We start from the raw sequence: 25,082 nt of genomic DNA, 5'->3' as shown, positions 1-25,082 counted from the left end.
AATTTCTCCTTAGATACTATCTTTTGGATCAAAAGCATCCCTTAATCCGTCACCTAAAAAGTTCATAAATAATAGAAATATTGTCATAACTATAGCTGGAATAAAAACTTTCCATGGATATTCAACAAATGTGGCAATTCCATTTTGCACTAATTCTCCCCAGCTTGTCATTGGAGCTGAAATTCCAAGCCCTAAAAAGGATAAAAATGCTTCGGCCATAATAAAGCTTGGAACCCTTATTGTTGTGAATATAACTATCATTCCAATGCTATTAGGGATTAAGTGTTTTAAGATTATTCTTTGATTTGTTGCGCCAAGAGTTTTGGCTGCTTGTATAAATTCTGAACTTGATAGTGATTGTACTTGGCCTCGTACAACTCGAGCTACTGTTAACCACGATACAAATGCAAGTGCTATGAATAATCCTATTATGCTTCTTTCCATTATTGCCATTAGGATTATTACAATAAGTAAATAGGGTAATACATAAAGAATTTCGATTGTTTTAGTTATTATTTTATCGGGCAACCCCCCAAAAAATCCTGCTATTGATCCAAGGATAGTGCCTATTATCATAGACAAAAAAGCTCCAATAAATCCTACAGAAAGAGAAATTTGACTGCCTTGTATTAATCTTGCAAGCAAATCTCTTCCAAGATTGTCTGTACCAAGTAAATATATTCTTTTATGTATTTTTACTTTCTTTTTATCTATTATTTGAACTTCATTTTCTATTTTTCTTTTTATGTCTTCGAGTTTTTTTAGCTCTTCTTCATTTATTTCTCTTTTTTCTTTTTTTGCTAATTTTTCAATAAATTTTTTTTCTTTATTATACCAGAGTTCTCCAGCAGCCTGGAAAGATGGCGGCAAATCAGAATGCTCTACTATTTGAGTATGGTATTTATATATTGGCAATATTGGTTGCAGAATGGCAATTAAGATATAAAATCCAATTACAAAAAGACTGCCAAATGCGAGTTTATTTTCTTTAAATCTTGACCAAGCTCTTCTTTCGAGTTTAGAATTGTTTTCTTCATTTTGTTTTTTAAGGCTATTCATTTTGATTTCCCCTTATACTCTTGGATCTAACATTTTATATATAATGTCTGATATTAATATGGAAATAAGCAGTATTATTGAATATACTAACAATCCTCCCATTAATACTGGGTAATCTCTGTTTAGTGCGGATTCTGTTATAAACATCCCCATTCCAGCAATTCTAAATATTTTTTCAATAACCACGCTTCCAGATATTATGGCAGCAAATGCTGGGCCTATATAGCTTACTACAGGTAACATTGCTCCTCTTAACATGTGCTTTATAACTATTTTTTTGAAGCTTAGCCCTTTTGCACGTGCAGTTCTTATAAAGTCGCTCTGTATTATTTCTAGCATTGATCCTCTGATTATTCTTGCGAAAATAGCTACATTAGGCATGCTAAGAGTTATTATGGGTAGAAGTAAATTTGAAAATCCTCCTCTTTCTGTAATCCATCCAGAGGTGTAGAGCAAGCCCCATTTAATTGCAAAAAAGTATTGTAAAATTGGCCCTATTACGAATAATGGTATGGAAATCCCCAATATTGCTATTGATGTTATTATATAATCCACATAAGTATTTTTATAAATAGCAGCTAATATACCTATTGGTATTCCTATTGATAGTGATATAATAAGGGATATTACTCCTAGTGTAAGTGATTTTGGAAATCCTAATTTTATGTATTGATTAACTGTAAGGTCTTTCTTTTTCAAAGAAGGCCCTAAATCTCCCTTGAGAGCATTTGAAATGTAATAAAAGGCTTGAATATAAAAAGGTTTGTCAAGGTGATATTTTTCCATCAACCTTGCTTTTACTTGAGGATCAATAGGTTTTTCAGAATCAAATGGGCTTCCGGGAGCCATTCTCATTACAAAAAAGCATAAAAAAATTATTACCAGTAAAGTTGGTATTATTCCTATTATTTTCCTTAAAGTAAACTTTAACATTTTTGCTCCTTTGTAAATAGATATTGATAACTTGTGTATTAGTCAATTATATCATATAGTCTTTATTGTTTTTCAAGCTATAGTTGATAATTTTTGATAGAATAGGAGGTTGCTTGTATTATAACGAATAATTTAATTTTCAGTATAATGTATTTTTTGGTTTTAATTTTTTATTTAAAATTTTATTATTTTGATTTGAGAATAATTTTTTTGTGTAAGATTCTAAGTAAAATTATCATAGAATCTTACACATTATTTATGTATTTTTGTTTTAAAGAAAGCTTTATCTTAAGCGATATTTAGTCAGCTTTGCTTTTAGGCTTAAATATTGTTTTTAATTTATATTAAACCTTTTTTAAAATTAATTGTGTTTTGCATTTTTAATTGGTTTTAATTCAGAAAGATAATAAACTTCTGATACATTAGGACTCCATCCAGTCCATTTATCGTTTCTAAAAAGATAGTGCCCAGAATATATGTATATTGGTGCGGCAGGAAAATCTTTTTCAATTATTATTGATTCTGCTCTTCTGAGCAATTGTTTTCTTTTTATAGGATCTTTTTCGAAATCTGATTCTCTGACGAGTTTGTCAAATTCTAGGTTTGAATATCCGTATGATGCAAGTTGTGAATTTTCGCTTGTGAATATAGTAAAGTATGTGTGTGGATCTAAATATTCCCCAATGCGTCCAATTCTTATTATTTCAAAATTGCCCGTATTTCTGCTGTTGGTAAGAACAGGCCAATTTTCGTTAGTAAGCATGAGATTTATATTTAGAATTTTTTTCCATTGGTTTTGAATAAATGCAGCAATTTTTTTATGAGTTTCGTTTGTATTATATTTTAGTGTTAGCATTGGAAATCCTTTTCCATTAGGATATCCAGCTTTTGCTAAAAGCCTTTTGGATTTTTCAGGATCAAATAAGGCTAGTTTTTTGCCGTAATTGTAATTTTCAAGATCAGGTGTTATTTCTCTTGTAGGGACTGTACCATCATTTAGTACTTTGTAAGCCAAAGTTTCTCTGTCAATAGCCAAGGTTAGAGCTTCTCTAACTCTAACATCATCAAGAGGTTTTATTTTTGTATTAAATGAGTATAAATAAATTGCATTACTTTTGTGTTGATAATAGTCATTTTGTAGTTTTATTTCATTTACAATGTCCGGTGGGATGCTGTTAAAAATAGCATCAATTTCGTTGTTTTTGTACATATTGTACACAGTCAGATCATTGTCAGATGTAATGTAGACAAGCTCATCAAGCTCCACTTCTTTTGCATTATAATAACGTTCGTTTTTTTCAAAGATAATTTTTTCATTAGGCAATCTTTTTTTTAATTTAAAGGGACCGCTAGTAACCATGTTTTCAGGGTTTGTCCAATTTCTCTTATATTTTTCAATAACATGAATAGGTACTGGCATGAATGTGTGATGTAGAAGTAATTCAAGAAAATAGGGCTTTGGAGATGTAAGTGTTATTTCTAGTGTTTTGCTATCAATTGCCTTTATTCCAAGTTCAGAATCAGATACTTTGCCATCAAAGTACTCTTGTCCATTTTTTATTATTGATTTAAGCATGTCAACATGTGTAGATCCTGTTGCTTTATTTAAAATTCTTAAAAAAGATTTTCTTATCCCTTCAGCAGTAATTTCAACGCCATCGCTCCAAACAAGATTGTCTCTTAGGTAAAATTGATATGTTTTTTTATCTTTTGAGGCTTCCCAATTTTTAGCAAGTCCAGGCTTTAGCTTTCCTGTTTTGGTATTTAATGTTAAAAGCCCTGAAAATATTTGTTCTAAAATTCTTGCTCCTATTGTCTCATCTACTAAATGCGGGTCAAGCGATGAAGGTGCTCCCCCTATGTATACTTTAAATGCCAATTTTTCTTTTTCTGAATTATTATTACATGCAATTAAGGATGCGGCAAGCATAAATAGTGCCACTATTTTAATTTTTTTACCGATTTTTTTAGTTTTATTAAAGCTCATATTAACCTTTCCCCAAATTAAAGTTATTTATAAATTTTAAGCTATCTTTTTTTTATAAGAAAGTCAATAAAAATCGCCCATAAGAAATAAATTAATGGACGATTTTTATTTGATTAAATTAAATATTAATTATTTATTTTTTAATTTTAGTTGAGATAAATCAAATCTTTCTAAAATATTGGTATTCCAGCCTGTCCATTTGTCATTTCTGAAAAGGTAACTATTTCCATATATGTATATTGGGGCTATTGGAAAATCTTTTTCAATGATTATCTCTTCTGCTTGTCTTAGGATGTCTTGTCTTTTTATTGGATCAAGTTCAAGATCGGATTTCTTTATAAGCTCGTTGTATTCTGGGCTTGAGTAATTGTGAGATGAGAATTGTGTGTATCCTTGTGTGAATATTTTTAAAAATGTCAAAGGATCAGCATAATCGCCTATCCATCCTGCTCTTGCTATTTCATAATTTCCATTTGCTTTAGTGTTTAAGTATGTTGTCCATTCTTCGTTTTCAAGCTCCACATTAATATTTAAATTTTTTTTCCATTGGTTTTGAATAAATTCACAAATTTTTTTATTTGCTTCGTTTGTATTGTATTTTAATTTTAAGATTGGAAATCCATTACCATTGGGATATCCAGCCTCAGCTAGAAGTGTTTTTGCAATTTCGGGATTAAATAATTCTAAACTCTTTGCATAAGAATATGAACTAAAGTTGGGAGTTGCTCTTCTTGTAGGGGTAGTCCCGTTGTCAAGAACTTTATATGTAAGCGTTTCTCTGTCAATGGCAAGAGTTAAGGCTTTTCTAATTTTAACGTTGTCAAGTGGTTTAATGTGTGTATTGAATGCGTAAAAGTATATTGCATTAACAGCTGAGGAGTAATAATCGCTTCTTAATTTTAGATCTTTGATTAAATCTGGTGGTATGGAACCAAAGATTGCATCTAGTTCTTCATTTTCATACATTTTATATGCTGTTGAGTTGTCATTTGTCGTATAAAATGTAATCTCTTCTAATTCTACTTCATTTGAGTTGTAGTATTTATCATTTTTTTCAAAGACATATTTTTCGTTAGGGATTCTTTCTTTTAATTTAAAAGGCCCGCTTGTAACCATGTTCTCGGGGCTTGTCCAGCTTTGTCCGTATTTTTCGGTAACGTGAATTGGTATTGGAATAAATGATTGGTGTACTAGCATATCAATAAAATAAGGTTTTGGTGATTCTAGCGTTATTTCTAATGTTTTTTCGTCAATTGCCTTAATTCCAAGTTCAGAGTCAGGCACTTCTCCGTCAAAATATTTTTGGCCATTTTTAATTGCTGATTTAACCATTTCAACGTATTTTGAGCCAGTTTCTTTATTTAAAATTCTAAGATAAGATTTTCTAATTCCCTCTGCAGTGATTGCAACTCCGTCACTCCAAGTGATTTTTTCTCTTAGGTTAAATGTATAAACTGTTCCGTCAGGAGAAATGTCCCATCCTTTTGCAAGTCCTGGTTTATTTCCCCCTGTATTAGGGTCGCCTGTAACAAGTCCTCTAAACATTGTGTCTAGCATTTTTGATGCTACATTATCGTCTGCCAATTGAGGGTCAAGACTGCTTGGCTCTGCTCCCAGGCTTATTTTAAATGATACTCCTTCTTTTTTTCCCTCGTTATTACAACAAAGAAAAGTTAGAAAAAATATTATTAAAAATAATGACTTTTGTAATTTCATAATTTTTTATACCTCCATTTTAAAGCTTACTTTAAAGTTTAACTTTAATTTCATAATTGCCCTTCCATAGATATTAATTTTAAATCTTAATTTTAAAATTACTTATTTTACTTAATTTTATTATTTTTTAGTTTTAATATCTTCATATAAATAGCTTTCTGCAATATTTGGTACCCATCCTGTCCATTTATCATTTCTAAAAAGGTAATGGGATTTGGGTATATATAAAGGTGCCATAGGAAAGTCTTTTTCTACTATTATCTCTTCAGCTTGTCTTAAAATGTCTTGTCTTTTTATTGGATCAAGTTCAGAATTAGATTTTTTTATTAAAGCATCATACTCTTTGTTTGAATATTTGTATGCTCCAAAAAAATGATTTTCTGTTGTAAATAGGCTATCTAAGAATGTTAAAGGATCAAAATAGTCTCCTATCCATCCCACGCTTGACATTTGGTAATTACCAGCTCTTCTGCTTCCTAAAAATGTTGTCCATTCTTCAGTCTCGATTTCTAAGTTAATGTTTAGTATTTTTTTGAATTGTTCTTGTAAGAATTCTGCTGTTGTTGGCCTTCCTCCTGAAATTTTATATTTTAATGTGGGAAATCCTTTCCCATCCGGATATCCAGCTTCAGCTAAAAGTTTTTTTGCATTCTCAGGATCAAATAGTATTAAATTTTTTCCATAAGAATAATCATCAAATTTTGGAGTTAGGTTTCTTGTTGGATCTGAGCTTCCTTTTAAAACTACTTTAGTTAAAGTTTCTCTATCAATAGCAAGTGAGAGGGCTTGTCGAACTTTTAAATTGTCTAGCGGCTTTATGGTTGTATTGAATGCTATGTATGCCATTCCATTTTTTAATCCGGAGTAATAATCATCTCTTATTTTAATTTCTTCTAAATTATTCTTTTCTGCTCCTTGTAAAAAATCGATTTCACCGTTTATATACATATTATAAGCCACGCTACCTTCTATTGGGTAAAATATTACCTCATCAATTTCTACATTTTTTGCATTATAATACTTGTCATTTTTTTCTATTACGATTTTATCGTTAATTGATCTTTCTTTAAGTTTGTATGCACCATTAACAACTATATTTTCAGGATTTGTCCAATTTTCTCCATATTTTTCAACAATATGCATCGGAACTGGTATGTATGCTGTGTTTGTTAGCATATCAGGAAAATAAGGCTTTGGAGATGTCAATGTTATTTCTAAGGTTTTACTGTTAATAGCTTTTATGCCAAGCTCAGATTCAGATACTGTCTCATCAAAATATTCCTGTGCGTTTTTTATTGTAGATTTTATTAAATTGGCATACAATGCAGCTGTTTTTTTATTTAAAATTCTAAGATACGATTTTTTTATCTCCTCAGCAGTGATGGCAACTCCATCGCTCCAAACTATATCTTCTCTTAGGTTAAATGTGTAAATAGTTCCATCTTCAGAGATATTCCAACTTTTTGCAAGTCCCGGTTTATATTTCCCAGTTTTAGAATCTTTTACTGCTAGGCCTAGGAATAGGTTTGTAATAATATTGCTACCGTAAAGGTCTGTTGAGAGTTGAGGATCAAGTGACGATGGTTCGCTTAAGTTTGATGCTCTGAAAACGATTTTTTCTTTTTTAGCATTATTAATGCAGGCCGTTAAAGAGAAAATTATTAGCATTAAAGCTATTTTTGTGTATTTCATGGGATTTTCCTTTTTCAATATTTTTGTATATTTTTTGTTTTAATTTTAAATATGTATTCCCCCAGTACTTTGACTTGTCTTACTTTGATTTGTCTTACTTTGATTTGTCTTGTATTTAAATTTTACTTTAATTTTTACAATAAAAAAAGTCTAATAACTTAAATAGTTTTTAGTATTATTTGTCTATTGTGGCAAGCTAAAATTTTACTTTAATTTGTGTAGTAAATAAGGTATAATGGTGTGAAATGTTTTCAAAAATGTATGCTTGTTTAATATTAGTTATTTATTGTTAGTCTTATAGAGCTTTTTGTCTTTAAAAAATAATGTAACTAATGGTTAAGTGGCAACATAGAATGCTTTAAAGGGTGCTGGTTTTATGTTTGTACAAAATGAAAGTTTTGATAAATATTTTAAAGACATGGAAAGCGACTTTGTAAGTCAATTTAAGTCTGTTGAAAATGTTAATTATTTGGATAAATCTTATCGAAATGCAGATTCTAATAGTAGAAGATTGGTAGATAGAATGATAGAGAGACTTCTTAAGAGTGGATCTACCATTGTTGGCATGCAAAATATTTTAGAACTTTACCAAAAGACTAAATCTGGCAAGTCTTCAATTATATTAATGGAGCATTATAGCAATTTTGATTTTCCTTGTTTTCAGTTTTTGCTTTACAAAATGGGTTATCATGATATTGCAGATCATATTATCCCAATAGCTGGAGTTAAGCTTTTCAGGGATAATTTATTTGTTAAGACTCTTTCTTTAGGATACAATGCAATATTAGTTTATCCACCGCACGCATTTGTTGGGGTTGGTTTAGAACATGCTAGGCAAAGGCGTGTTTTTAATGCTAATTCTATGAAGTATATTTATGAAAAGAAAAATAGTGGGTGCATTATACTTATTTTTCCTACTGCTACTAGATATAGAAAAGGAAGACCTGAAACAAAAAAAATAATTTTAGAAATTGGCAATTATTTTAAAATTTTTGATTATTATTTGATGATTGGAGTGAATGGAAATGTTTTAGAAGTTTCTGAGGATGGAGATATGTCTCACGATGTTTTTAAAAGAGATTCCCTTATATATAATGCTGACAAGGTTATAAGTATTGTTGAGTATAGGGATAAAATTTTAAACACCTTGAAAGATTCTCAGACAGAGATTACAAAGGAAGTTTTGGGTTTAAAAATTGCTGAAGATTTAGAAAATCGCTTTAATATTCTTCATGCAGAGGGTCATGAATTTTATAAAAAAAGCTTTTTATGAGCTAGGAATTTGATTGTAATATGCCTGATATAGATAAGATAAGACAGTTTAAAAGAGAAATATTAGATAATCTTTCTAATGAAAGATTATCTAAAGAATCTTTTGGCGTGAGTATGGATGTTAAGCTTCCTGAGCCTGGAGAGAGTATTGTTCCTTGGATAGGCGAAGATCTTGCCTTAGAAGAAAATGACGATGAACTTGATTTGAATTTTATGCTTGATGCTCTTGAGAGTGAGGATAAATTGCCTTATTCTGACATTTTTAATGACAATTTACCTTTAAGTGGTTCTAACTTGAGGGTTGATATGGATTCAGAGCTTTCAACTTTAAATAATGATTTTGACGTTTTTTCTGGTGATTCTTTTGAAAATAATATTGACAAAGTTCTTGATGATAATTCTATTGATTTAGAAATTGCTTCTAAGCTCAATTTTGATAATTTAATTAATTCCTCAGAACTTAATTCTGAGGAATTAATTAACAATCAAAGTAATAATAATTTTTTTAAAGCCAATAATGATTCTTCTGTTTCGGGGGATGATAATTTTTTACAATCTGATGAATTTAATACTGGTGATTCGACAAATGATAAAAACCAAACAAACGAACAATCAGAGATGTTTGTTGGAGATGGTTTAAATTTAAGTGCCGATGAGGATGATTTTGAAAATGTTGCAGATGATTTTAAATTTTTAGAGTATGATCAAAATGCAAATTTTAAACGTTTCGAACTTAAGGTTAATTATCCATTATTTTTAAAACATTTAAATTCCTATCCTAGAAACTTAAGAATTGCAATTGCTGAGGCTCTAACTAAGGAGAATGTTTCAAGGTTTAAGCTTGAAGCATTAATTGATCTTGTTGAAAAAAATAAAAAAAGGTTGAAATTTATTGCTAAATTTGCAGGAGATATTGTTGGGCGATCTATTAAATTGCCTGTAATTTATTTTAAAGCGGAGGAATTTAGCAAGCTTCAGCAAAAATTTAGCTATAGAGTTTCAAGGGCTTTGTTACCTTTAATAAAAATAGCCTCTCTTTTTGTTGTTTTAGTTTTATTTTCTTTGTACTTTATAGTAGATGTAGTATTTTTTTATGTTGCTTCTGAGAGTAAGTATAAAGAAGGCATAGAATCTATATACGCCAATAAAAGAGATCTTGCAAAAGCTATTTTTAGAGATGCTTATTATATTAGGCCTGATGATAAATGGTTTGTCAAGTATGCTAAGGCGTTTGAAGACGTTAGGGATTTTGATAGTGCTGAAGAGAAGTATGAGGAATTGTTTACGATTGAGCCTTTTTCTAAAAATTCTACAAGTAGAAGACGAAAAAAGTTTAATAAGGAAGGATATATTTCATATGCTTCCATGAAAATTAGTCTTGGAGAGCACTCCGAGGCTAATTCAATACTTGATGAGGTTATATCTTACGATCTTTACGATTATGATGCTTTAGTATTAAAGGGAGATAATTATTTTAAATGGGCTAAGGCAAATTCTAACTACTATAAAGATAGTATTAATAGCTATACGGTTGTGCTTTCTAAATATGGACAAAAAAAGGAAATTTTATTTAAGCTTTTTAATGCTTATATTGAAGCTAATTTAGATACTGAGTCTGACAATGTTAATAATTTTATCAAGTCAAATGAAATTCTAGATATTGATGAAGCTGTTTACACGAAATATGCTAAAAAGCTTGTAGATAAGTATATTTCTTTTGTGACTTATAATCAGAGAGCAAATAATCTTGCTATAAATTTAAATTATCTTAATGGGCAAACAAATTTATTGAATAAGGAATTTTCTGATTTTAAAAGAAATGATGGCAGAACTGTTTTTAAGCTTGATAATAATGTTAATATGAATTCAGAGATTGAATACATTCTCAGAAAAATATTAAATAAGAATCCTAATTACGACAAGGCACTTTTTGAAAGTGGAAGATATTCGTATTACATGGGAGATTTTAAGAAGGCCGAAGTTTATTTACTTAAGGCATTAAATAGTTTTAGGCATGAAAATTCAATTGAAGATGCTGGGGACAAGATATTGGCTTATAAAATTTTAGCAGACATTTATGAAAAATCTGGAGATTCTCTTAGGGCTAGAAATATTATTGGTTTAGCCTTGAGTGATTATTCTTTTTATAAAAAACACAATCTTATAAAAGGATCTAAGGAGATTTCTTCAATTTATGAAAAGCAAGGCGATATTCTTAGATCTTTAAATGACTTTAAGTCTGCGATATCTTCTTACAAATTAGCAATAAATGAGGGTGTTGATTATCCAGATGTTTACTATAAAGTTGGACTGCTTAGTTACAGGGAAAATAATTATGATGATGCATTGAAATATTTATTTAAAGTAGAGAGCATGGCGGGGTTTTCAAGTAGTAACGAAGTTTTAAATTCTATTGCCCTAACTCTTTATAAGATAGGTGATTTTTTAGCTTCTAGGAGCTATTATTTAAGGGTTATGCAAAATTTAGAATTAGAGAAGGCCAATGTTTTAAATTTTAATCCCAAAGAAAATGATTATCATAAAACTCTTTTATTAAAAGAAATTGAGACTTATAATAATCTTGGGGTTGTAGAAGTGATGGCTTCTTTTTCATCTATAAGAGATACTAAACTTTTTAATTCTGGAGTTAGTAATCTAAGCGAATCAGTCAAGATCTTTGATATATTAAATAGGGATGAAGATATGGTAAAAAGTGTTAAAAAAGATCTTGCTAGTTTAAATCTCAGGAATATTTTTAAGAATAGTTTTTCTAAATCAAATGTTTTATTTTATGAAAATTTATCTGAAAAACTTTAGTTATAGATCTTATTCATTGTTTTTGAGTTATTTATGAGGGTAGTTTCCTTATGAAGAAAATTTTTTTATTTCTTTTTATTAGCTTTTATTTGTTTGGATTTGAAGATAGTTCTTTGAAAATAGGCATTGATGATGTTTATGTTGAGGCTCATAAAGAGGGATTTCATCTTTTTATTAGAAAAAAACCTGCAATCAAATCAGTAATATTGACAGAGTCTTTTGAAATTCCTGATAAGAAAAAAGATGTAGCCACTTATTCATTTCGTACATTAAGTTATAATAAGGTTAATGGAGATGAAATTAGGATTTTAAATGGAAGAGTTATTAAGAATAAAGAACTTTTATCATTGACATCTTCGACCCCTGTTCCTAATAAAAAGTTTGGAGAAGCTTTTCATATATTGATTCCAAAAAAGTTAAAATATGGATTTCCAAATTTTTCAACAAGAAGTGGTGAGATTGATTTAGAAATATTAAAAAACAAAAAAGAGCCCTTTTGGTTTTCTATAAGATCTTTTGAGAAAAAATATAATGATTATTTGGGCAGGTATCAAGACAATGCTTATGAATTGCTTTTCAAGGATGACCAAAATCAGGGAAAAATTGAATTTAATGAATTAAAGGATACTTTTACAAAATTTTCAGATGAGGTGGTTATTGCTAATAATGGCATTGATATTGTTGATAAAATAAACAGAATTTTAAAAAACTCAGAAGATTCAGTTTATGATTTAGATTTAGTGCTTGTTGTTGACGTTACTGACAGTATGAAAAGCAATATTGAGATTCTAAAAGAGCATTTGTTTTCAATAATAGAACCTCAACTTCAAAAGTTTAAATCCTACAGAATAGGCCTTGTTTTTTATAAAGACTATCTTGAAGATTTTTTAACCAAAGCTTTTGATTTTAATACTATTCCTTATTTAAATAATATTCTTAAGTATGTTAATGTTGGTGGCGGTGGGGATTATCCAGAAGCTGTGTTTGAGGGTATTGATGCTGCTGTAACCCAGTTTGATTGGCGGGCAGAAAGAAGATTTATTATTGTTATAGGAGATGCACCTCCTCATGAGTATCCAAGAGGATCTGTTGTTTATAAAGATGTTATCAATTCTGCAAAGGAAAAAGACATTACAATTTATGGAATAATATTCCAGTAAATATTTATATTTCTTAGATTATTATTTTTTATTATTTTCTATTTTATTTAATATTTTTTTAGCTAAGGGCTTAATCCATTTAGGCATTTCCATATTATTTTCTATTAACTCTTCAAAGATTTTTTTTGCTTTTTCTGTTTTGTTTGTTGTATAGTATATAAATGCAATTTCATATTTACCAGTAGCAACTATATTTGGATTATAAGCGAAATTTTGAATCATTTTTTCGTATGCTTTTAAAGCAGAGTTATAATCATTAACATTGACAGCTTTTTGAGCTTCTCTGAGATAAACTCCATAAGGAGTTTCTTTTGTTAATTTTTCTAAGTTAATTGTATAGCAGGAAATAAATATTAAGTTTAATAATATTAGCTTTTTCATTTCTGTCTCTTTTAGAATGTTTTTATTATTTAATTTTATTAGATATAAAATAAGAAAGCAAGGCTTTTAAGCCTTGCTTTATGATTGTTTTTGCTTATTTGGCAGGAATTATTATTTTCCATTTGGAATGAATTAGATCTGGATTTTGTATTTTTTGTCTATTGGCAAACCAAATTTTTGGCCATAAATAAGGATCGTTGTATAATTTTTTAGAAATGCCCCATAAGGTATTGCCTATTTTTATTACATAAAGCTCACTGCTTGCATTGCTTTGATAAGCTTCAAGGTATCTTGCAGATTCTAAAAATAATTCATTTGCAAGTCTAAAGTTTTTTACATTTTTAGCCTCAACCCCTTTTTCCCACAATGTTCTAGATCGTTCAATAAGTTCTAGTGTTTTGAATTGTTCTTGAGGTTTGGATTTTTTTGCTATTTCTACCTTTTCTTCGTATGCGAGTACTATTGGAATTGAAATTTCTGCTTTTCCAAGAAGATAAGTGTCTTTATTGGTATTTAAAAGGTTTAAGTGACTGTTTCTTTCTTTAATGAATGCTCTACCATTCCATGGAGATGGCTTTATAAGCTTATTATTGCTGTAAATTGGTAAGTTAGAGGCTGCTTCAAGCGCTTTTAATTGTTTGTACATTCTCTCGTCAGTTTCTTTTAAAGCTTTGGCTTCTTTGGCATTTTTTGCTGCTTGTTGTGCTCTGTTAAAGGCCTTGCTATACATGTCAAGAGCATTGTCAAGATCGTAATTTTTATATTTTCTTGTTGCTTCAAAATACAGGTTATTTACTTCGTCGATTTCCAGCGGAATCCATATATATGCCTCATTTGCTTCTGCATCGTTTAGATACTTTTCAATATTTTCTTTAAGGTAATTTGTTTTTTCTTTTTTTTCCCGCGTTTCTTTTATTATTGTTCTGTATCTTTCAAGTACTTTTAGCGCAATTTCATTCCCCTCTATTGCTTTTTTTTTAGAAAAACTTTGTTTCATTGCTTCTTCTAATCTTTCGGCTTCATTAAACTCTTTGGAATAAAAAAGATGTCCTCGTTCTCTTATTAGTTCATTTTTAATGTCTTTTATATCTCTTAATTGAAAATTTTTATTATCTGGTTGTGCAATTTTAGCATTTTTACTCTCTCTTGATTCTGGAGGCGTTTTGCATGCGATAAAAGAGATTGCTACTACAATTCGCAGTAGCGATATTAATTTATTCTTTATATTCATAAATACACCCTTCTAATAACTTGGCTTCTATTATCTTTAAAGTAAGAATCTTTAAATATTAAAGTTCTTACTTTAACTATTTTTATTAGTATAGCAGTTATAGTATTCAATAAAAACTTAATATTTTTAATTCTTAAATTAAATTATACTTCTTTTTCATCGTTGTTCAAAGTGTAATAAATTTACGTAAAACAAGGTATAATTAAATTTATGAGTTTTTCAAAGATCAGGAGAACTATATTTTTAGAATATATCATTTTATCCTTTTAATGTTGCTTTCAAGTAGAGCTTTATTTTCTCAAGTGGCAGTTGTAAAAGAAATAGAAGGTAAAGTTAGTGTTGTTAGGAATACATTTCCTGTTAAGTTGGATTTAGATGACGAAATTTTTGAATATGATTTTATTGAGGTTGGAGAAAATTCAAAGCTTAAAATAAATTTATATGAAATAAATGGTATTTCTGCAGATTTAATTTTTTATTCCAACACAAATAGTTTTGTGTTTTATTCTTCTCTTAAAGATTTGCAAGACGCAAAAGTATATTTATTTAGAGGAAGTGTTGATGCTATAATTCATAACATTGTTAAAGGATCTTCATTTTCTGTTATAATAGATAATAATCTGTTTAAAGCCGAGAATACTTCAAAATTTTATGTCAATAGCGATTATTTCAATAATTGTTTTATTAATGTTTACAAGGGTAGCATCAGGCACATTAATAAAGCCGAATATTTCATTTTTCCAAATACCAGTCTTTTGCTTTTTAATGGAAATTCTTTTTTACACAAAGTTAATGAAGGCACTTTAAAGGGTGTTAATCAAAATTTTATAAGGATGGCTAAAGATAATTTTATGTCTTTAAATAAAAGGTTTTTATATTTTTTTATTTTAAAATATATTGAAGACAGTTTTAGATTTAACTTTATGTATAATTATTTAATGAAAGATTTTAAATTTAATTCTATATATTCAAAATGGAGCCTGGAAGATAAAAATTATAAGTTTGGCAACAGGGTTGATATGATTAAAAATGTTAATTATTTAAAGGGTAGAATCGGAGTGCTTTTTAATAATTTTGTTGATTTGGCTAATAGGTTTTATTTTGTAGATGATGTTTTGAAGCATTTTTCTGCTTTTTTCGATAATTCAACAACTGTTAACGGGCCCATTTTAAAATTTTTAAAAGATTACAAAGCTAATAAAAATTTTTTAAAAAATAAGTTTTTTAAAACAATCCATTCTCTAAAGATGTATTTAAGACGCTCAAATGATGATATTACTAGTAATTTAAATGCTAATGAATTGTATTTACTGCGTCCTAGAGAGTTTTGATTTTTATATATTTAGCTTTATGTTAAAGTTATTTGTTAGATGACATGATATATTCTTTGAAAATTCAAATAGAAAAAATCAACATATTTGTTTTTATCAGCTATTTAAAACTATTAATATCAGGCATTTTTAAAAAAATAAGAAATTTTCAAATTTTATTATATTATTCAACGGAATTTAAAATTCACATTCATAATTTGCTTAATATTTTATTAAATTTCGGTTTAGATTTTTTGCCAAAATGTGTCATAAGGGGGAAAAATGTGTTCTTCAGCTGTTCGGATAATTAATTTTTTAATTAATTTTGGCGGCTTTATTTTTTATGGCTTGTTATTGATCTTTTTTTATTTGACTTTTGTGGTATTAAAGTGAATTTAATAATAATTAATAAAAGGATGTTTTATTTTTATGAGTAAAAACGTGTTTTTTAAAGGGTTTTGGATTTTATTTACGATATTTCATTTATATTTATTTGTTTATTTAATTTTTTTCAAGAAGCGAAAGGTTGATATTTCTAATAAAACTAATATTGCTTTATTTATTCCTGGGATTATTTCAGGGTCTCCATCTTATAAAGAAATGTATGATTCTTTGTTTGAATTTAAAAAAAAGCATGAAAATCTTGAAATTAAAGTTTTAGAAGCTGGATTTAATCAAAGCGAGTGGATAGAGATGCTTGAAAAACTATTAACCTCAAAAAAATATGATTTTTTAATAACTACAAATAATGCTATGCAAGACATTGTCGATAGTGTTTCAAGTAATTATCCCCATACTAAGTTTCTCATTTTTGATTCTTTAGTCAAAAACACCAACAAGCAAGTTTATTCAGTTTCTTATAATGTTGCAGAAGAGGCATATATTTTGGGGTATTATGTAGGTCTTTTTTTAAAGGAATTTAGTAAATCTGGCTTTGGGAATGCTGCTTTGATCGCAGGTCAAAATTATCCTGTTATGAGTGATTATATTTATCGTTATTTCAAAAAAGGCATTCTTGATACTGGCATGAAATCTGAAGTTTATTATCGAGTTTTGGGCAATTGGCATGATAGCAATTTAGCTAAATTGTTAGCAGACTCTTTGATTAAGGACTCGGGGACTTTAGTGATACTTCCTATTGTGGGGCCTGCTGTTGAAGGAGTGCTTTCCTCTGTTAGAGAGAATAATATCTCTGCAGTTCTTTTTGATAGCGAAGATTATTTGGATAATAAAGAAAATATTATTGGTTCAGGAATTACAAATCAAAAATATTATGTTTCATATGTTTTAGATAAGGCTCTTAAGGCAGAGATTAACTATGGGAAGTCTGATATTTTTGGCATAAAACATAAAGGAGTTTTGTTTAATATTTCAAATGTTTTTTACTTAGAGCGAACCAGTCAAAAGTTAAAAGAAGATCTTTTAAAAAAAATAGAAGAGGTTAGTGCAAATGGTATAAAAATTAATTTGGAACAAAATTAATGGTAGAGTTTAAAAACATAGTTAAGTATTTTCCAGATATTGATAAGCCTATTTTGGACAGTATTAATTTAAAAATTGGGGAAGTTAAAATTTTTACAGTAGTTGGTAAAAATGGAGAAGGAAAGAGCACTCTAGCCAAGATTATTGCTGGACTTATTAAATTTGATGCTGGTGAAATATTGGTAAATGGTATTAAGCAAAAAACTTGGAATGTAGATAAAGCTAAAAATAACGGCATTTATCTTGTTTCTCAAGTTCCTAATTTGAAAATGAATTTAAGAGTATGGGAATATTTGAGTATATATTGGTTTGGTTATGCATTTTTCATGCCGATGAATAAATCTAAAACCTATAAATATTATAAATGGCTTATGCAATTTTATAATATTTCTTTTGATCTAGATAAGAAAATTAAAGATTTAAATATTAAAGAGATTTATTTTTTGCTTATTATTGCTTCCCTTAAAGAGAATGCAAAAATAATTATTTTTGATGAGAGTGCTGCTTATTTTTCTCAAAAAGAAGCACAAGCTTTTATAAAATTGCTTGTATTGCTTAAGAAATCAGGAATTGCGTCTTTTTTTATTACTCACAGTGAGATCATAGATGCTGTAAAATTTAGCGACGAGTTTATTGTTTTAAAAGATGGAAAGTGTTTTAGAACAATAAACAAAGAATCAATTTTGAGCAAGCTTGAATCCTCTAGTGATAAAATATTTTTTGCAAATATTAATTTTAATAAATTTGAAAAAGATCCTATTAAATTTAATTTGTTTTTCGAAGATTTTTGGAAATATGATGTTAGTTTTTCTTTAAATAAAAGGGGTGTTTTGGGAATAGTTGGCGAAGAAGCTGTAATTAAAACTTGGGAAAAATTATTCTTAGGAGAGCTTATTTTTGTTGGATGCATAAAAATTGATGGCATTAGATATGAGCGAATAAATATTTTTGAGTGTAAAGCGGGATTTTTACCTTTAGGTATTGGCAATTTATTTCCTGATAATAGCAGCATATTAGATAATTTTTTGGCTAAATTTATGAATTTTGAAAATAAAATTTTTATTAGGAAATCTTACATTAATAGAATTAAAGATTTTTTTAAAAAAAAAATGGAATTTTATAGCGAAGAGAAAATATATAAAATTCTTTATTCAAAATCTTTGGCATTTTCTGGAGGAACTTTGAAAAAATTTGCTCTTTACAGAGAGATGTATATTGCAAAAAGTTTTTTAATTTGTTTTTCTCCTTTGAGTAATTTAGATCACAGGGCTTATAATGAAATGTCTGTTGCTATTCGTAATTATTCAAAAGAAAAACCAGTTCTTTTGATCACTTCCAATTTAGATGAATTGTTTTTGCTTTCTGATAACATTTTAGCAATGAAAATGGGAGAAGTTTTGTTAAACGTATCTAGAGAAAAGATTAGTAAAGAAAAATTAAAGGAATTGCTATTTTTATGACCTTTTTTAGAAATAGCTTTATGGCTTTAATTTTTTCTTTTTCGATATTAAGTATTAGCTATTTTTTCGGTGATTTTTTTCAATTTTCTTATATTAAGATGATATCTTGGCGCTTTATTTTATTTTTAATCATGGCTACGGGTATTGCTACTTGCGCAAAGAGTAATTCATTAAATCTTGGAAACGAAGGTCAGGTTTATTTTGGAGCATTTTTCGTTTATATATTTTCAAGTTTTTTTGGATTAACCTATTTTAATTTTATATTTTTGATATTTTTGAGTTCTTTTTTTGTAGGGCTTTTAGGGCTTATCCCCTTTTTTATTACTTTTTTCTTCGGATTAAATAAAGCCTTAACAGGTCTTTTAATATCTTATGGAAATCAAAGATTGGTAGATGGATTTATTTTAAATATGTTAAAAACAGGTAGTTTTTCTAATCAGACAAAAAGGATCAATAGTTTATTTACTTTAGATTCATCACTTATTTACTTGGTTTTGTTTGGTGTATCAGTTTGGCTTTTTTATGTTTTTATGCATAAAAAAACTATTTATGGACTTCAGCTTGAAATATTAAGCAATAAAAAAAAGATAGATATTTTTTTAAATATAAATGAATTTAAATATAAGTTTTTTGCTGTATTTGGCAGCGCTTTTTTAAATGGTCTTGCGGGTTCTATGTTTGTAATGTTTTTTAAACCCTATTTGGTTTTAGGGCTAACCTCAGGACTTGGTTGGAGTAGTTTAATTGTTGCTGTAATTTCAGGATTTAATTATGTTTATGTATTATTTTTTAGTCTATTGTTTGCAATATTAATCGAATTTAATAATTTTCTTAATATAAATTATGACTTTAAGTATGAATTTATTGGGCTTTGTCAATCTATTGCAATTTTTATCTCCTTGTTTTTGATTAAAGTTAGGAAAAAGTAGATGTTTAGTATTTTTGAGCAGGCTATTGTATTTTCGTATTTAGCACTTGGAGTTCTTTATACAGAGAAAATAGGATTTTTAAATATATCTATTGAGGGCATTTCGTATCTTTCAATATTTTTAACATCTTTTTTCATTTATTTGGGATATGGAATTTTTACATCAACTATTTTCACTCTTTTTATTAGCTTTTTGTTTGGATTTTTTTTATCTTTTGTAGTAAAGAAAAATTATGATATTTTTATAGCAGGAATAGGCATTAATATTTTTTGTTATTTTTTTGTTGATTATTTAATGAAGAGTAATTTTAATTTTATTCCTGGCTTTACTTTAAATTTATCTGAAAATTTTGAGATTTTTGTTTTTATTGCTATTTTTTTCATTTTTTTATTTATTACTGTTTATATTATAAGTTATTCAAGAATTAGAGCAGTTTTTGAATTTATCTCTTCGGGAAATTATGAAGACATTTTGGGTGAGAAAATAAGCAATCTCTTTAAATCTTTTGCAATTTTTGTATCAATTTTCGCAGCAAGCATTGCTGGCTCATTTATTGCGGTAAGTCTTAATGCTTACTCTTATAATTTGGGATTAAATAATGGTTGGCTTGCTATTTGCATTCTTTATATTGCATTTTCAAATCCTTTATTAATTTTTCCAATTTCTTTTTTGATAGTTTTTTTTGAATATCAATTTTTTCGTACTCAAGAGTATATAAATTCTTATTTTTCTCTTTCTTTTCGATTTTATGTAGCAATAATAATAAATATATTAGTTTCGTTGATTAGGCGAAAAGATAAATCTTAGTTTTAAGTTCTACACATTGTGTTTTGAATTTTTTTTAGGGTGCTGATTTGCAGATATAATTCTTCTAATTTTTTTCTATTAAAATAATAGAAAGGTATTTGTTTTATTATTTCTAAATTATTTAAAAAAATTATAAACAAGGTGTCGTCATTGAGTGCTAATTGAAACGTTGCGGATAATATTGTATTAAATGCTGCATTTTCATTGTTTATAAAATGATAAATACTTTTTTTAAAAAGAGCATCAATTGCTATAAATATATTTTCTCTGAACAATTCTTTACCGCTTTGGAAAAATTTAATTATATAGTCCATTGAATTTTCAACTTCTCCTATTAAAAAGTATGCCCAAGAGATATCTAAAAAGTTATTTTTATCTTTAAAGTCTATTATTTTTAAGTAATCCTGAGATTTAATAATTGCTTTCTTCCAGTTTCTATTTAAATATTCTAATTCTGAGAGCAAAAGATGAGCATCAGCTTGATTTTGATCCATGTTAATTATTTTTTTTAGACTTGCTATTGCTTTGTTATATTTTTTTGAATTTTTTAGCAACATTGATTTTTGGTAAAGTTTTTCTATTGTATGTTTGCTTTCTTTTTCATCAAGCTTTAATGTTGATGTTATTGTAGGATAAGTATTTGTGATAAAGCCATAGAAAAGCGCTATTATTATTGTTTTTCTCATCATATTCCTTCTTTTATTTGTTCAATAGTATCTATTAGTAAATTTTTATATCTATTTGTTAGTGGGTATAAATTGAGTTCGTTTTTAAACTCGTTTAAATATTTTAAGGCAATAATAGTTGAGTTTCTTATTGATTTTGATGAATTTATCATTTCTATTAGTTTAAATATTTCTTTTCTTGATTTAGTGGTTTTAGTATTTTTTATTTGATTGAATTTTGAAATAATTTTTGGTTCAAATTTTTTTTCTTGTAAAAAATAAATTATTGGCAAGCTTTTTTTTCCTTCAAGTAAATCATCTCCGAATTCTTTACCATTGATTTTATTTTTAATATTTTTAATATCGTCTATTATTTGAAAATAAACACCAAGCTTTAAAAATGTACTGTAAATTTTTTTAGCCTTATCTTCGTTATTTGTGAGTATTGCAGCTAGAAAGCTAGCCATTCCAAAAAGTGAAGCTGTTTTTAATTCTACTAAAGAAATATATTCTTTAATGCTTGGGATGTATGATTCATTGTGAAATTTAATGTCAATTCCTTGTCCTAGGTGGAGATTTGAAAGAGTTGTAAAGAAGTTTTCATAAATTAGTAATTTTTGATTTTCTTTTAGATTTGATCTTTCTATTAATTTTGCAGGCAAAAAATAAATTAAATTGCCAGCATTTATACTGTTATCTATTCCATATATTAAATGTATTGCTGATGCACCTCGTCTTTTTGATGAATTGTCTTCAATGTCATCAATAATCAAGCTTCCAGAATGGGTAAGTTCAAGTAGCAAGCTTAATTTATATATTAATTTGGTGTTTTTTTCTTTTAAACCCAATGCATATGCTAAAAGAATCATTATCATTGGCCTTATTCGTTTTCCGCCTCTATTAATAATTTCAATTGCTGGTGCTTTAATATAATCAAGGGTTTCCTTTTTTATTTTAAAAGTAAATTTTAAATCTTTATCTTTGAATAAATTTAGAAAATTAGTTGTTGAAAAGATTTTATTAATATTTTTTTCAATATTTTTTAAAAATAGTTTATTTTGCATAATAAGAATTATAATGAAAAAGTATAATAAATTGTATTAAAGGGATTAATGTGTATCGCTTGGATGATGAGTATTCTAGAAAAGCCAAAAGAGAAGGATATTTGGCAAGGTCTGTATACAAGTTGATAGAAATTAATGAAAAATTTTCTTTATTTTCTTCTGGTAATGTTTTGGATATTGGCGCATCACCCGGCAGCTTTTCTCAATATGCTTATAAAAAGCTTAAAAGAGGGGTTCTAGTGTCTGTTGATATTAATGATATTGGCCTTAGATATGTTGATAATTTTTATTTTATAAAGGGAGATATCTTTTCAAATGATACAGTTTTTAAAATTAATATGTTTAAACCCTATAGCCTTGTAATTAGCGATGTGGCTCCCAAGACTACTGGAAATAGGATTGTAGATACCAGCAATTCTTTTAATTTAAGCATGAGAATAATAGATTTATCGCTTGAAGTTTTACTTAAAAAAGGGAATTTGCTTGTTAAAGTTTTTCAGGGAGGAGATGAGGTGCAAATTTTTAAAAAGTTTGAAAAATATTTTAAATTTGTAAAAAAAATTAGACCCAAGGCTGTAAGAAAAAATTCTTTTGAAATTTATTTTTTGGGCAAAAGTTTTGGTAAGTAGCAATTTAATCAAATTGTTATAAGCATTAATTTAAAGGTAAAAATATGTTTAGAAAAGAAAATTCTAAAGACAGCAGATCACAGCTTCAAGTTGCAGGTTTTAAAATAGGAAAAGAAAGCTATGGAGTGTCAATAGAGCACATTAGAGAAATTATTAAGGTTCCATCAGAAGGAGTTTATGCTATACCAAATGTTCCTGAATATATTATAGGTATTTATAATCTTAGAGGCAGTATTATTCCTTTGGTTAATTTAAATATTAAATTTGGAGTTCCTTCTATTTCAATAACAGAAGAAGATATGCTTTTAACAGGATACTTAATAGTTAAGATTAAAAATAAACTTTTAGGCATTTTTGTTGATAGGGTTCTTAAAGTTATTAGCTTTGATGATTCTAGGGTTCAAGAACCCCCTGCTACTTTACAAACTTTAGATAGAAAATATATATCTGGAGTTGTAAAGCTTGACGAAGCTGATAATCTTGAGAGTGAATATTTAGTATTAATTGATATCGCAAAAATTTTTGATAAATGCGAATTTGACGATATTCCCTATAAAGATCAGCATGAAGAATAAAGTTCTTCTTTGCATTAATACCTTAAAGTCGGGAGCCAGTATTTTAGGCAATGATGTTCAAGTTTATTTAGAAACCAAGTATTTTGTTGAAGTAGTGTTAATAGATGTTGGCAGGCCTTTATTTTCTTTTCCAAGAGAAAATTTTCTTTTTTTGATAACTTTAGGAGGGGATGGTACAGTTCTTTTGGCTGTTAATTTGCTTCTTGAAAATAAAAATATTGATATTCCAATTATTTCAATTAATATGGGTAAGGTAGGGTTTTTAGCAGATATTAAGATTGAAGATTTTAAAAAAGTTATAGATAGATTTTTTAACAATTCTTTGGCTATTAATAAAAAATTTTTACTTCATGTAACAGTTTCTCAGCACGGCAAAGATTTAATTTCTAAATATGCTTTAAACGATATTATTATTCGCTCAAGCGTTCTTAATAAAATGATCTATGTAGATCTTATGGTTAATTCTGAGAGTTTTTTATCATACAAAAGTGATGGGATAATTGTGTCTACTCCAACAGGCTCAACAGGGTATTCTTTCTCAGCAGGGGGTCCTATTTTAGAAGCAGATCTTGAGGGATTTTTGCTTACGCCTATTTCTCCGCATTCCGTTTATAATCGTTCTTTTGTGTTCTCTAAATTAAGTAGACTTTCTATTTCTTTTTCAAAGGAATATTTTGTATCATCAGCATCAATTTTTTTGGATGGAATTAATTTTGGTTCTTTCGGAGTTGATGTTGTTTTTGAATTTAAAATTTCTTCTCAAAGCTTGAATTTTGTTTCATTTTGTACGGATACTTTTGTTAAGAGATTAAAAAATAAATTATTGTAAGTTCAATGTTTTTTTAAACAGTGTTCTTTTTAATGAAAATTTTTCTTGATTGTTATTTGAATGTTTAATTTAATCTAATCTTTAATAAGGCTAGAGGATTTTGTATGTTTTAAGACTTTTTAATTTTAAAAATTAGTTAAAATTTTACTTAATTTATTATAAGTATTTTAATGTTTTGTTTATTTGCAGAGTTAATGTTTAAAGGGTATTTTTTATAAATTTATAACTTGCTAAAATATTTAATATGTTTTTTGCTAAAATCAATATATTGGATAGCTGATAAATCACCTTTATATGAGTTTTAGGCAGGTGTTTATGGATTTAATTGATAATGAAAATTATAAAAAAATAGTGTATATTAATAATCTTGTTTTAAGGACTTTAAATGATATAGCAGCTATAAAGGATACTGACGAATTTACATCAAATGCTAAACTTTCATTTAATCTTATTGATTTTAATTTAAATGTTTTAAGTTATATTTCTTCTTTAAATTATTTTTATACTAGGCCTAGATTGAAAGTAAATTATTCTATAAAAAAAATTTTGTCTGGATTGATTTCTGATTTTAGTTTAGTTATTAGTCCTGTTCTTAGTATTACCCCAAGAGAGTTGATTGAAATGCCCCAGGCTCTTAATTTAAATCCTGAAGAGAGGTTTTTAATTGTTAAAAAATTGGGCTATTTAATTGATTTGGCTAAAATTTTTAGTAAAAAAGATTCTAAAACGCTTGTTTTTCTTGAGGATATGTATCTCAAATTTATTGTTTTTTCTAAAAATATTATTGATTTTAGAGATTTTTCTAAGAATTTAAAACTTGAGAGTCCTTATTATAAATTTCAATTTGAACACCTTATTAAAGTGTTAGAGCTTTTAGAAGAAGGAGCTTTTATTTTAAGGAGCAAATATGAGATTAGTGGGTCTCATGAATTTGGACTGCATTCTCTTGCATATCTTGAAGCTGGAAGAGCTTTGGCTACTATAGCCTCTCACAAAGAAGCTGCTGAAAAATTTTCAAGGTTTCATGGAGTTTGGTCTTCAAAGTTTAGCTCAGATTTAATTAAAGTAAAATAGATAAATTAAG

At 27.8% G+C, this 25,082-nt stretch carries 21 protein-coding genes; 12 read left to right on the top strand and 9 right to left on the bottom strand.

Annotation, left to right across the window (positions count from 1 at the left end):
* Positions 1–9: 9 nt before the first annotated feature.
* The 5 genes from HNQ06_RS02800 to HNQ06_RS02780 all read right to left on the bottom strand — a co-directional run bounded on the left by HNQ06_RS02800 (position 10) and on the right by HNQ06_RS02780 (position 7,387).
* Entirely contained in the window at positions 10–1,059 is a 1,050-nt protein-coding gene (locus HNQ06_RS02800) for an ABC transporter permease subunit (RefSeq protein WP_184107435.1), read from the bottom strand.
* A gap of 12 nt (positions 1,060–1,071) precedes the next feature.
* A complete protein-coding gene (locus tag HNQ06_RS02795) occupies positions 1,072–1,992 on the bottom strand; it encodes an ABC transporter permease (protein WP_184107434.1) in 921 nt (306 codons plus the stop codon).
* Positions 1,993–2,353: 361 nt separating this feature from the next.
* Positions 2,354–3,979, bottom strand: coding sequence for a peptide ABC transporter substrate-binding protein (locus tag HNQ06_RS02790; protein WP_184107433.1), 1,626 nt, complete (start codon positions 3,977–3,979; stop codon positions 2,354–2,356).
* A gap of 129 nt (positions 3,980–4,108) precedes the next feature.
* Positions 4,109–5,695 carry a peptide ABC transporter substrate-binding protein gene (locus HNQ06_RS02785; RefSeq protein WP_184107432.1) on the bottom strand — a complete coding sequence of 529 codons (1,587 nt, stop codon included), beginning with the start codon at positions 5,693–5,695 and terminating at the stop codon, positions 4,109–4,111.
* A gap of 120 nt (positions 5,696–5,815) precedes the next feature.
* Positions 5,816–7,387 carry a peptide ABC transporter substrate-binding protein gene (locus HNQ06_RS02780; RefSeq protein ID WP_184107431.1) on the bottom strand — a complete coding sequence of 524 codons (1,572 nt, stop codon included), beginning with the start codon at positions 7,385–7,387 and terminating at the stop codon, positions 5,816–5,818.
* Positions 7,388–7,763: 376 nt separating this feature from the next.
* Here HNQ06_RS02780 and HNQ06_RS02775 point away from each other — a divergent pair, with 376 nt between their 5' ends.
* From HNQ06_RS02775 to HNQ06_RS02765, 3 genes are read left to right on the top strand one after another with little or no spacing between them, the layout of a single operon-like run.
* Positions 7,764–8,660, top strand: a complete 897-nt coding sequence (locus HNQ06_RS02775) for a 1-acyl-sn-glycerol-3-phosphate acyltransferase (RefSeq protein ID WP_184107430.1) — start codon at positions 7,764–7,766, stop codon at positions 8,658–8,660.
* Positions 8,661–8,680: 20 nt separating this feature from the next.
* The gene (gene flcA, locus HNQ06_RS02770) at positions 8,681–11,476 is read left to right on the top strand and encodes a periplasmic flagellar collar protein FlcA (RefSeq protein ID WP_184107429.1); all 2,796 of its coding nucleotides are present in this window, start codon (positions 8,681–8,683) and stop codon (positions 11,474–11,476) included.
* A gap of 50 nt (positions 11,477–11,526) precedes the next feature.
* Entirely contained in the window at positions 11,527–12,636 is a 1,110-nt protein-coding gene (locus HNQ06_RS02765) for a VWA domain-containing protein (RefSeq protein WP_184107428.1), read from the top strand.
* A 21-nt stretch (positions 12,637–12,657) separates the two neighbouring features.
* Here the strand turns inward: HNQ06_RS02765 and bamD are convergent, their stop codons facing one another.
* The gene (gene bamD / locus HNQ06_RS02760) at positions 12,658–13,017 is read right to left on the bottom strand and encodes an outer membrane protein assembly factor BamD (protein ID WP_184107427.1); all 360 of its coding nucleotides are present in this window, start codon (positions 13,015–13,017) and stop codon (positions 12,658–12,660) included.
* A gap of 94 nt (positions 13,018–13,111) precedes the next feature.
* Entirely contained in the window at positions 13,112–14,248 is a 1,137-nt protein-coding gene (locus tag HNQ06_RS02755) for a LysM peptidoglycan-binding domain-containing protein (RefSeq protein ID WP_184107426.1), read from the bottom strand.
* Positions 14,249–14,520: 272 nt separating this feature from the next.
* Between HNQ06_RS02755 and HNQ06_RS02750 the strand changes: the two genes are divergently transcribed.
* The 5 genes from HNQ06_RS02750 (at position 14,521) to HNQ06_RS02730 (ending at position 20,236) form a co-directional block, all read left to right on the top strand.
* Positions 14,521–15,579 carry a hypothetical protein gene (locus tag HNQ06_RS02750; RefSeq protein ID WP_184107513.1) on the top strand — a complete coding sequence of 353 codons (1,059 nt, stop codon included), beginning with the start codon at positions 14,521–14,523 and terminating at the stop codon, positions 15,577–15,579.
* Between the two features lie 408 nt (positions 15,580–15,987).
* Positions 15,988–17,040 (top strand): BMP family ABC transporter substrate-binding protein, encoded by a 1,053-nt coding sequence (locus HNQ06_RS02745; RefSeq protein ID WP_184107425.1) that lies wholly within the window; start codon positions 15,988–15,990, stop codon positions 17,038–17,040.
* On the top strand, positions 17,040–18,500 hold the full coding sequence (locus HNQ06_RS02740; RefSeq protein WP_184107424.1) for an ATP-binding cassette domain-containing protein: 1,461 nt from the start codon (positions 17,040–17,042) through the stop codon (positions 18,498–18,500). Before HNQ06_RS02745 ends, HNQ06_RS02740 begins: the two co-directional genes overlap by 1 nt.
* Positions 18,497–19,429 carry an ABC transporter permease gene (locus tag HNQ06_RS02735; protein ID WP_184107423.1) on the top strand — a complete coding sequence of 311 codons (933 nt, stop codon included), beginning with the start codon at positions 18,497–18,499 and terminating at the stop codon, positions 19,427–19,429. Before HNQ06_RS02740 ends, HNQ06_RS02735 begins: the two co-directional genes overlap by 4 nt.
* Complete coding sequence (locus HNQ06_RS02730; RefSeq protein ID WP_184107422.1) at positions 19,430–20,236, top strand: ABC transporter permease; 807 nt, start codon at positions 19,430–19,432, stop codon at positions 20,234–20,236.
* A gap of 2 nt (positions 20,237–20,238) precedes the next feature.
* Here HNQ06_RS02730 and HNQ06_RS02725 read toward each other — a convergent pair whose 3' ends face one another.
* Positions 20,239–20,922 carry a tetratricopeptide repeat protein gene (locus HNQ06_RS02725; protein ID WP_184107421.1) on the bottom strand — a complete coding sequence of 228 codons (684 nt, stop codon included), beginning with the start codon at positions 20,920–20,922 and terminating at the stop codon, positions 20,239–20,241.
* Positions 20,922–21,965: a polyprenyl synthetase family protein gene (locus tag HNQ06_RS02720; protein ID WP_184107420.1), complete on the bottom strand. Its 1,044-nt coding sequence runs from the start codon at positions 21,963–21,965 to the stop codon at positions 20,922–20,924. The genes HNQ06_RS02725 and HNQ06_RS02720 overlap by 1 nt, the downstream gene beginning before the upstream one ends.
* A 50-nt stretch (positions 21,966–22,015) precedes the next feature.
* On the opposite strand from HNQ06_RS02720, the gene HNQ06_RS02715 reads away from it, so the two are divergent.
* The 4 genes from HNQ06_RS02715 (at position 22,016) to HNQ06_RS02700 (ending at position 25,072) form a co-directional block, all read left to right on the top strand.
* Entirely contained in the window at positions 22,016–22,594 is a 579-nt protein-coding gene (locus HNQ06_RS02715) for an SAM-dependent methyltransferase (protein ID WP_184107419.1), read from the top strand.
* Between the two features lie 44 nt (positions 22,595–22,638).
* Positions 22,639–23,169, top strand: coding sequence for a chemotaxis protein CheW (locus HNQ06_RS02710; RefSeq protein ID WP_184107418.1), 531 nt, complete (start codon positions 22,639–22,641; stop codon positions 23,167–23,169).
* Entirely contained in the window at positions 23,159–23,998 is an 840-nt protein-coding gene (locus HNQ06_RS02705; RefSeq protein ID WP_184107417.1) for an NAD(+)/NADH kinase, read from the top strand. The genes HNQ06_RS02710 and HNQ06_RS02705 overlap by 11 nt, the downstream gene beginning before the upstream one ends.
* Before the next feature lie 315 nt (positions 23,999–24,313).
* Positions 24,314–25,072, top strand: a complete 759-nt coding sequence (locus HNQ06_RS02700) for a hypothetical protein (RefSeq protein ID WP_184107416.1) — start codon at positions 24,314–24,316, stop codon at positions 25,070–25,072.
* The last annotated feature ends 10 nt before the right edge of the window (positions 25,073–25,082 follow it).

This window comes from Borreliella lanei (genome assembly GCF_014205895.1).
Taxonomy (GTDB): Bacteria; Spirochaetota; Spirochaetia; order Borreliales; family Borreliaceae; genus Borreliella; species Borreliella lanei.
This window is presented reverse-complemented; position numbering and strand designations above follow the sequence as displayed.

Coding starts and splice junctions, on each gene's coding strand:
- HNQ06_RS02730 (WP_184107422.1), top strand. CDS start 19,430: ATGTTTAGTATTTTTGAGCAGGCTATTGTATTTTCGTATTTAGCACTT.
- HNQ06_RS02800 (WP_184107435.1), bottom strand. CDS start 1,059: ATGAATAGCCTTAAAAAACAAAATGAAGAAAACAATTCTAAACTCGAA.
- HNQ06_RS02775 (WP_184107430.1), top strand. CDS start 7,764: ATGTTTGTACAAAATGAAAGTTTTGATAAATATTTTAAAGACATGGAA.
- bamD (WP_184107427.1), bottom strand. CDS start 13,017: ATGAAAAAGCTAATATTATTAAACTTAATATTTATTTCCTGCTATACA.
- HNQ06_RS02755 (WP_184107426.1), bottom strand. CDS start 14,248: ATGAATATAAAGAATAAATTAATATCGCTACTGCGAATTGTAGTAGCA.
- HNQ06_RS02725 (WP_184107421.1), bottom strand. CDS start 20,922: ATGAGAAAAACAATAATAATAGCGCTTTTCTATGGCTTTATCACAAAT.
- flcA (WP_184107429.1), top strand. CDS start 8,681: ATGCCTGATATAGATAAGATAAGACAGTTTAAAAGAGAAATATTAGAT.
- HNQ06_RS02735 (WP_184107423.1), top strand. CDS start 18,497: ATGACCTTTTTTAGAAATAGCTTTATGGCTTTAATTTTTTCTTTTTCG.
- HNQ06_RS02780 (WP_184107431.1), bottom strand. CDS start 7,387: ATGAAATACACAAAAATAGCTTTAATGCTAATAATTTTCTCTTTAACG.
- HNQ06_RS02745 (WP_184107425.1), top strand. CDS start 15,988: ATGAGTAAAAACGTGTTTTTTAAAGGGTTTTGGATTTTATTTACGATA.
- HNQ06_RS02720 (WP_184107420.1), bottom strand. CDS start 21,965: ATGCAAAATAAACTATTTTTAAAAAATATTGAAAAAAATATTAATAAA.
- HNQ06_RS02700 (WP_184107416.1), top strand. CDS start 24,314: ATGGATTTAATTGATAATGAAAATTATAAAAAAATAGTGTATATTAAT.
- HNQ06_RS02785 (WP_184107432.1), bottom strand. CDS start 5,695: ATGAAATTACAAAAGTCATTATTTTTAATAATATTTTTTCTAACTTTT.
- HNQ06_RS02790 (WP_184107433.1), bottom strand. CDS start 3,979: ATGAGCTTTAATAAAACTAAAAAAATCGGTAAAAAAATTAAAATAGTG.
- HNQ06_RS02795 (WP_184107434.1), bottom strand. CDS start 1,992: ATGTTAAAGTTTACTTTAAGGAAAATAATAGGAATAATACCAACTTTA.
- HNQ06_RS02740 (WP_184107424.1), top strand. CDS start 17,040: ATGGTAGAGTTTAAAAACATAGTTAAGTATTTTCCAGATATTGATAAG.
- HNQ06_RS02705 (WP_184107417.1), top strand. CDS start 23,159: ATGAAGAATAAAGTTCTTCTTTGCATTAATACCTTAAAGTCGGGAGCC.
- HNQ06_RS02710 (WP_184107418.1), top strand. CDS start 22,639: ATGTTTAGAAAAGAAAATTCTAAAGACAGCAGATCACAGCTTCAAGTT.
- HNQ06_RS02765 (WP_184107428.1), top strand. CDS start 11,527: ATGAAGAAAATTTTTTTATTTCTTTTTATTAGCTTTTATTTGTTTGGA.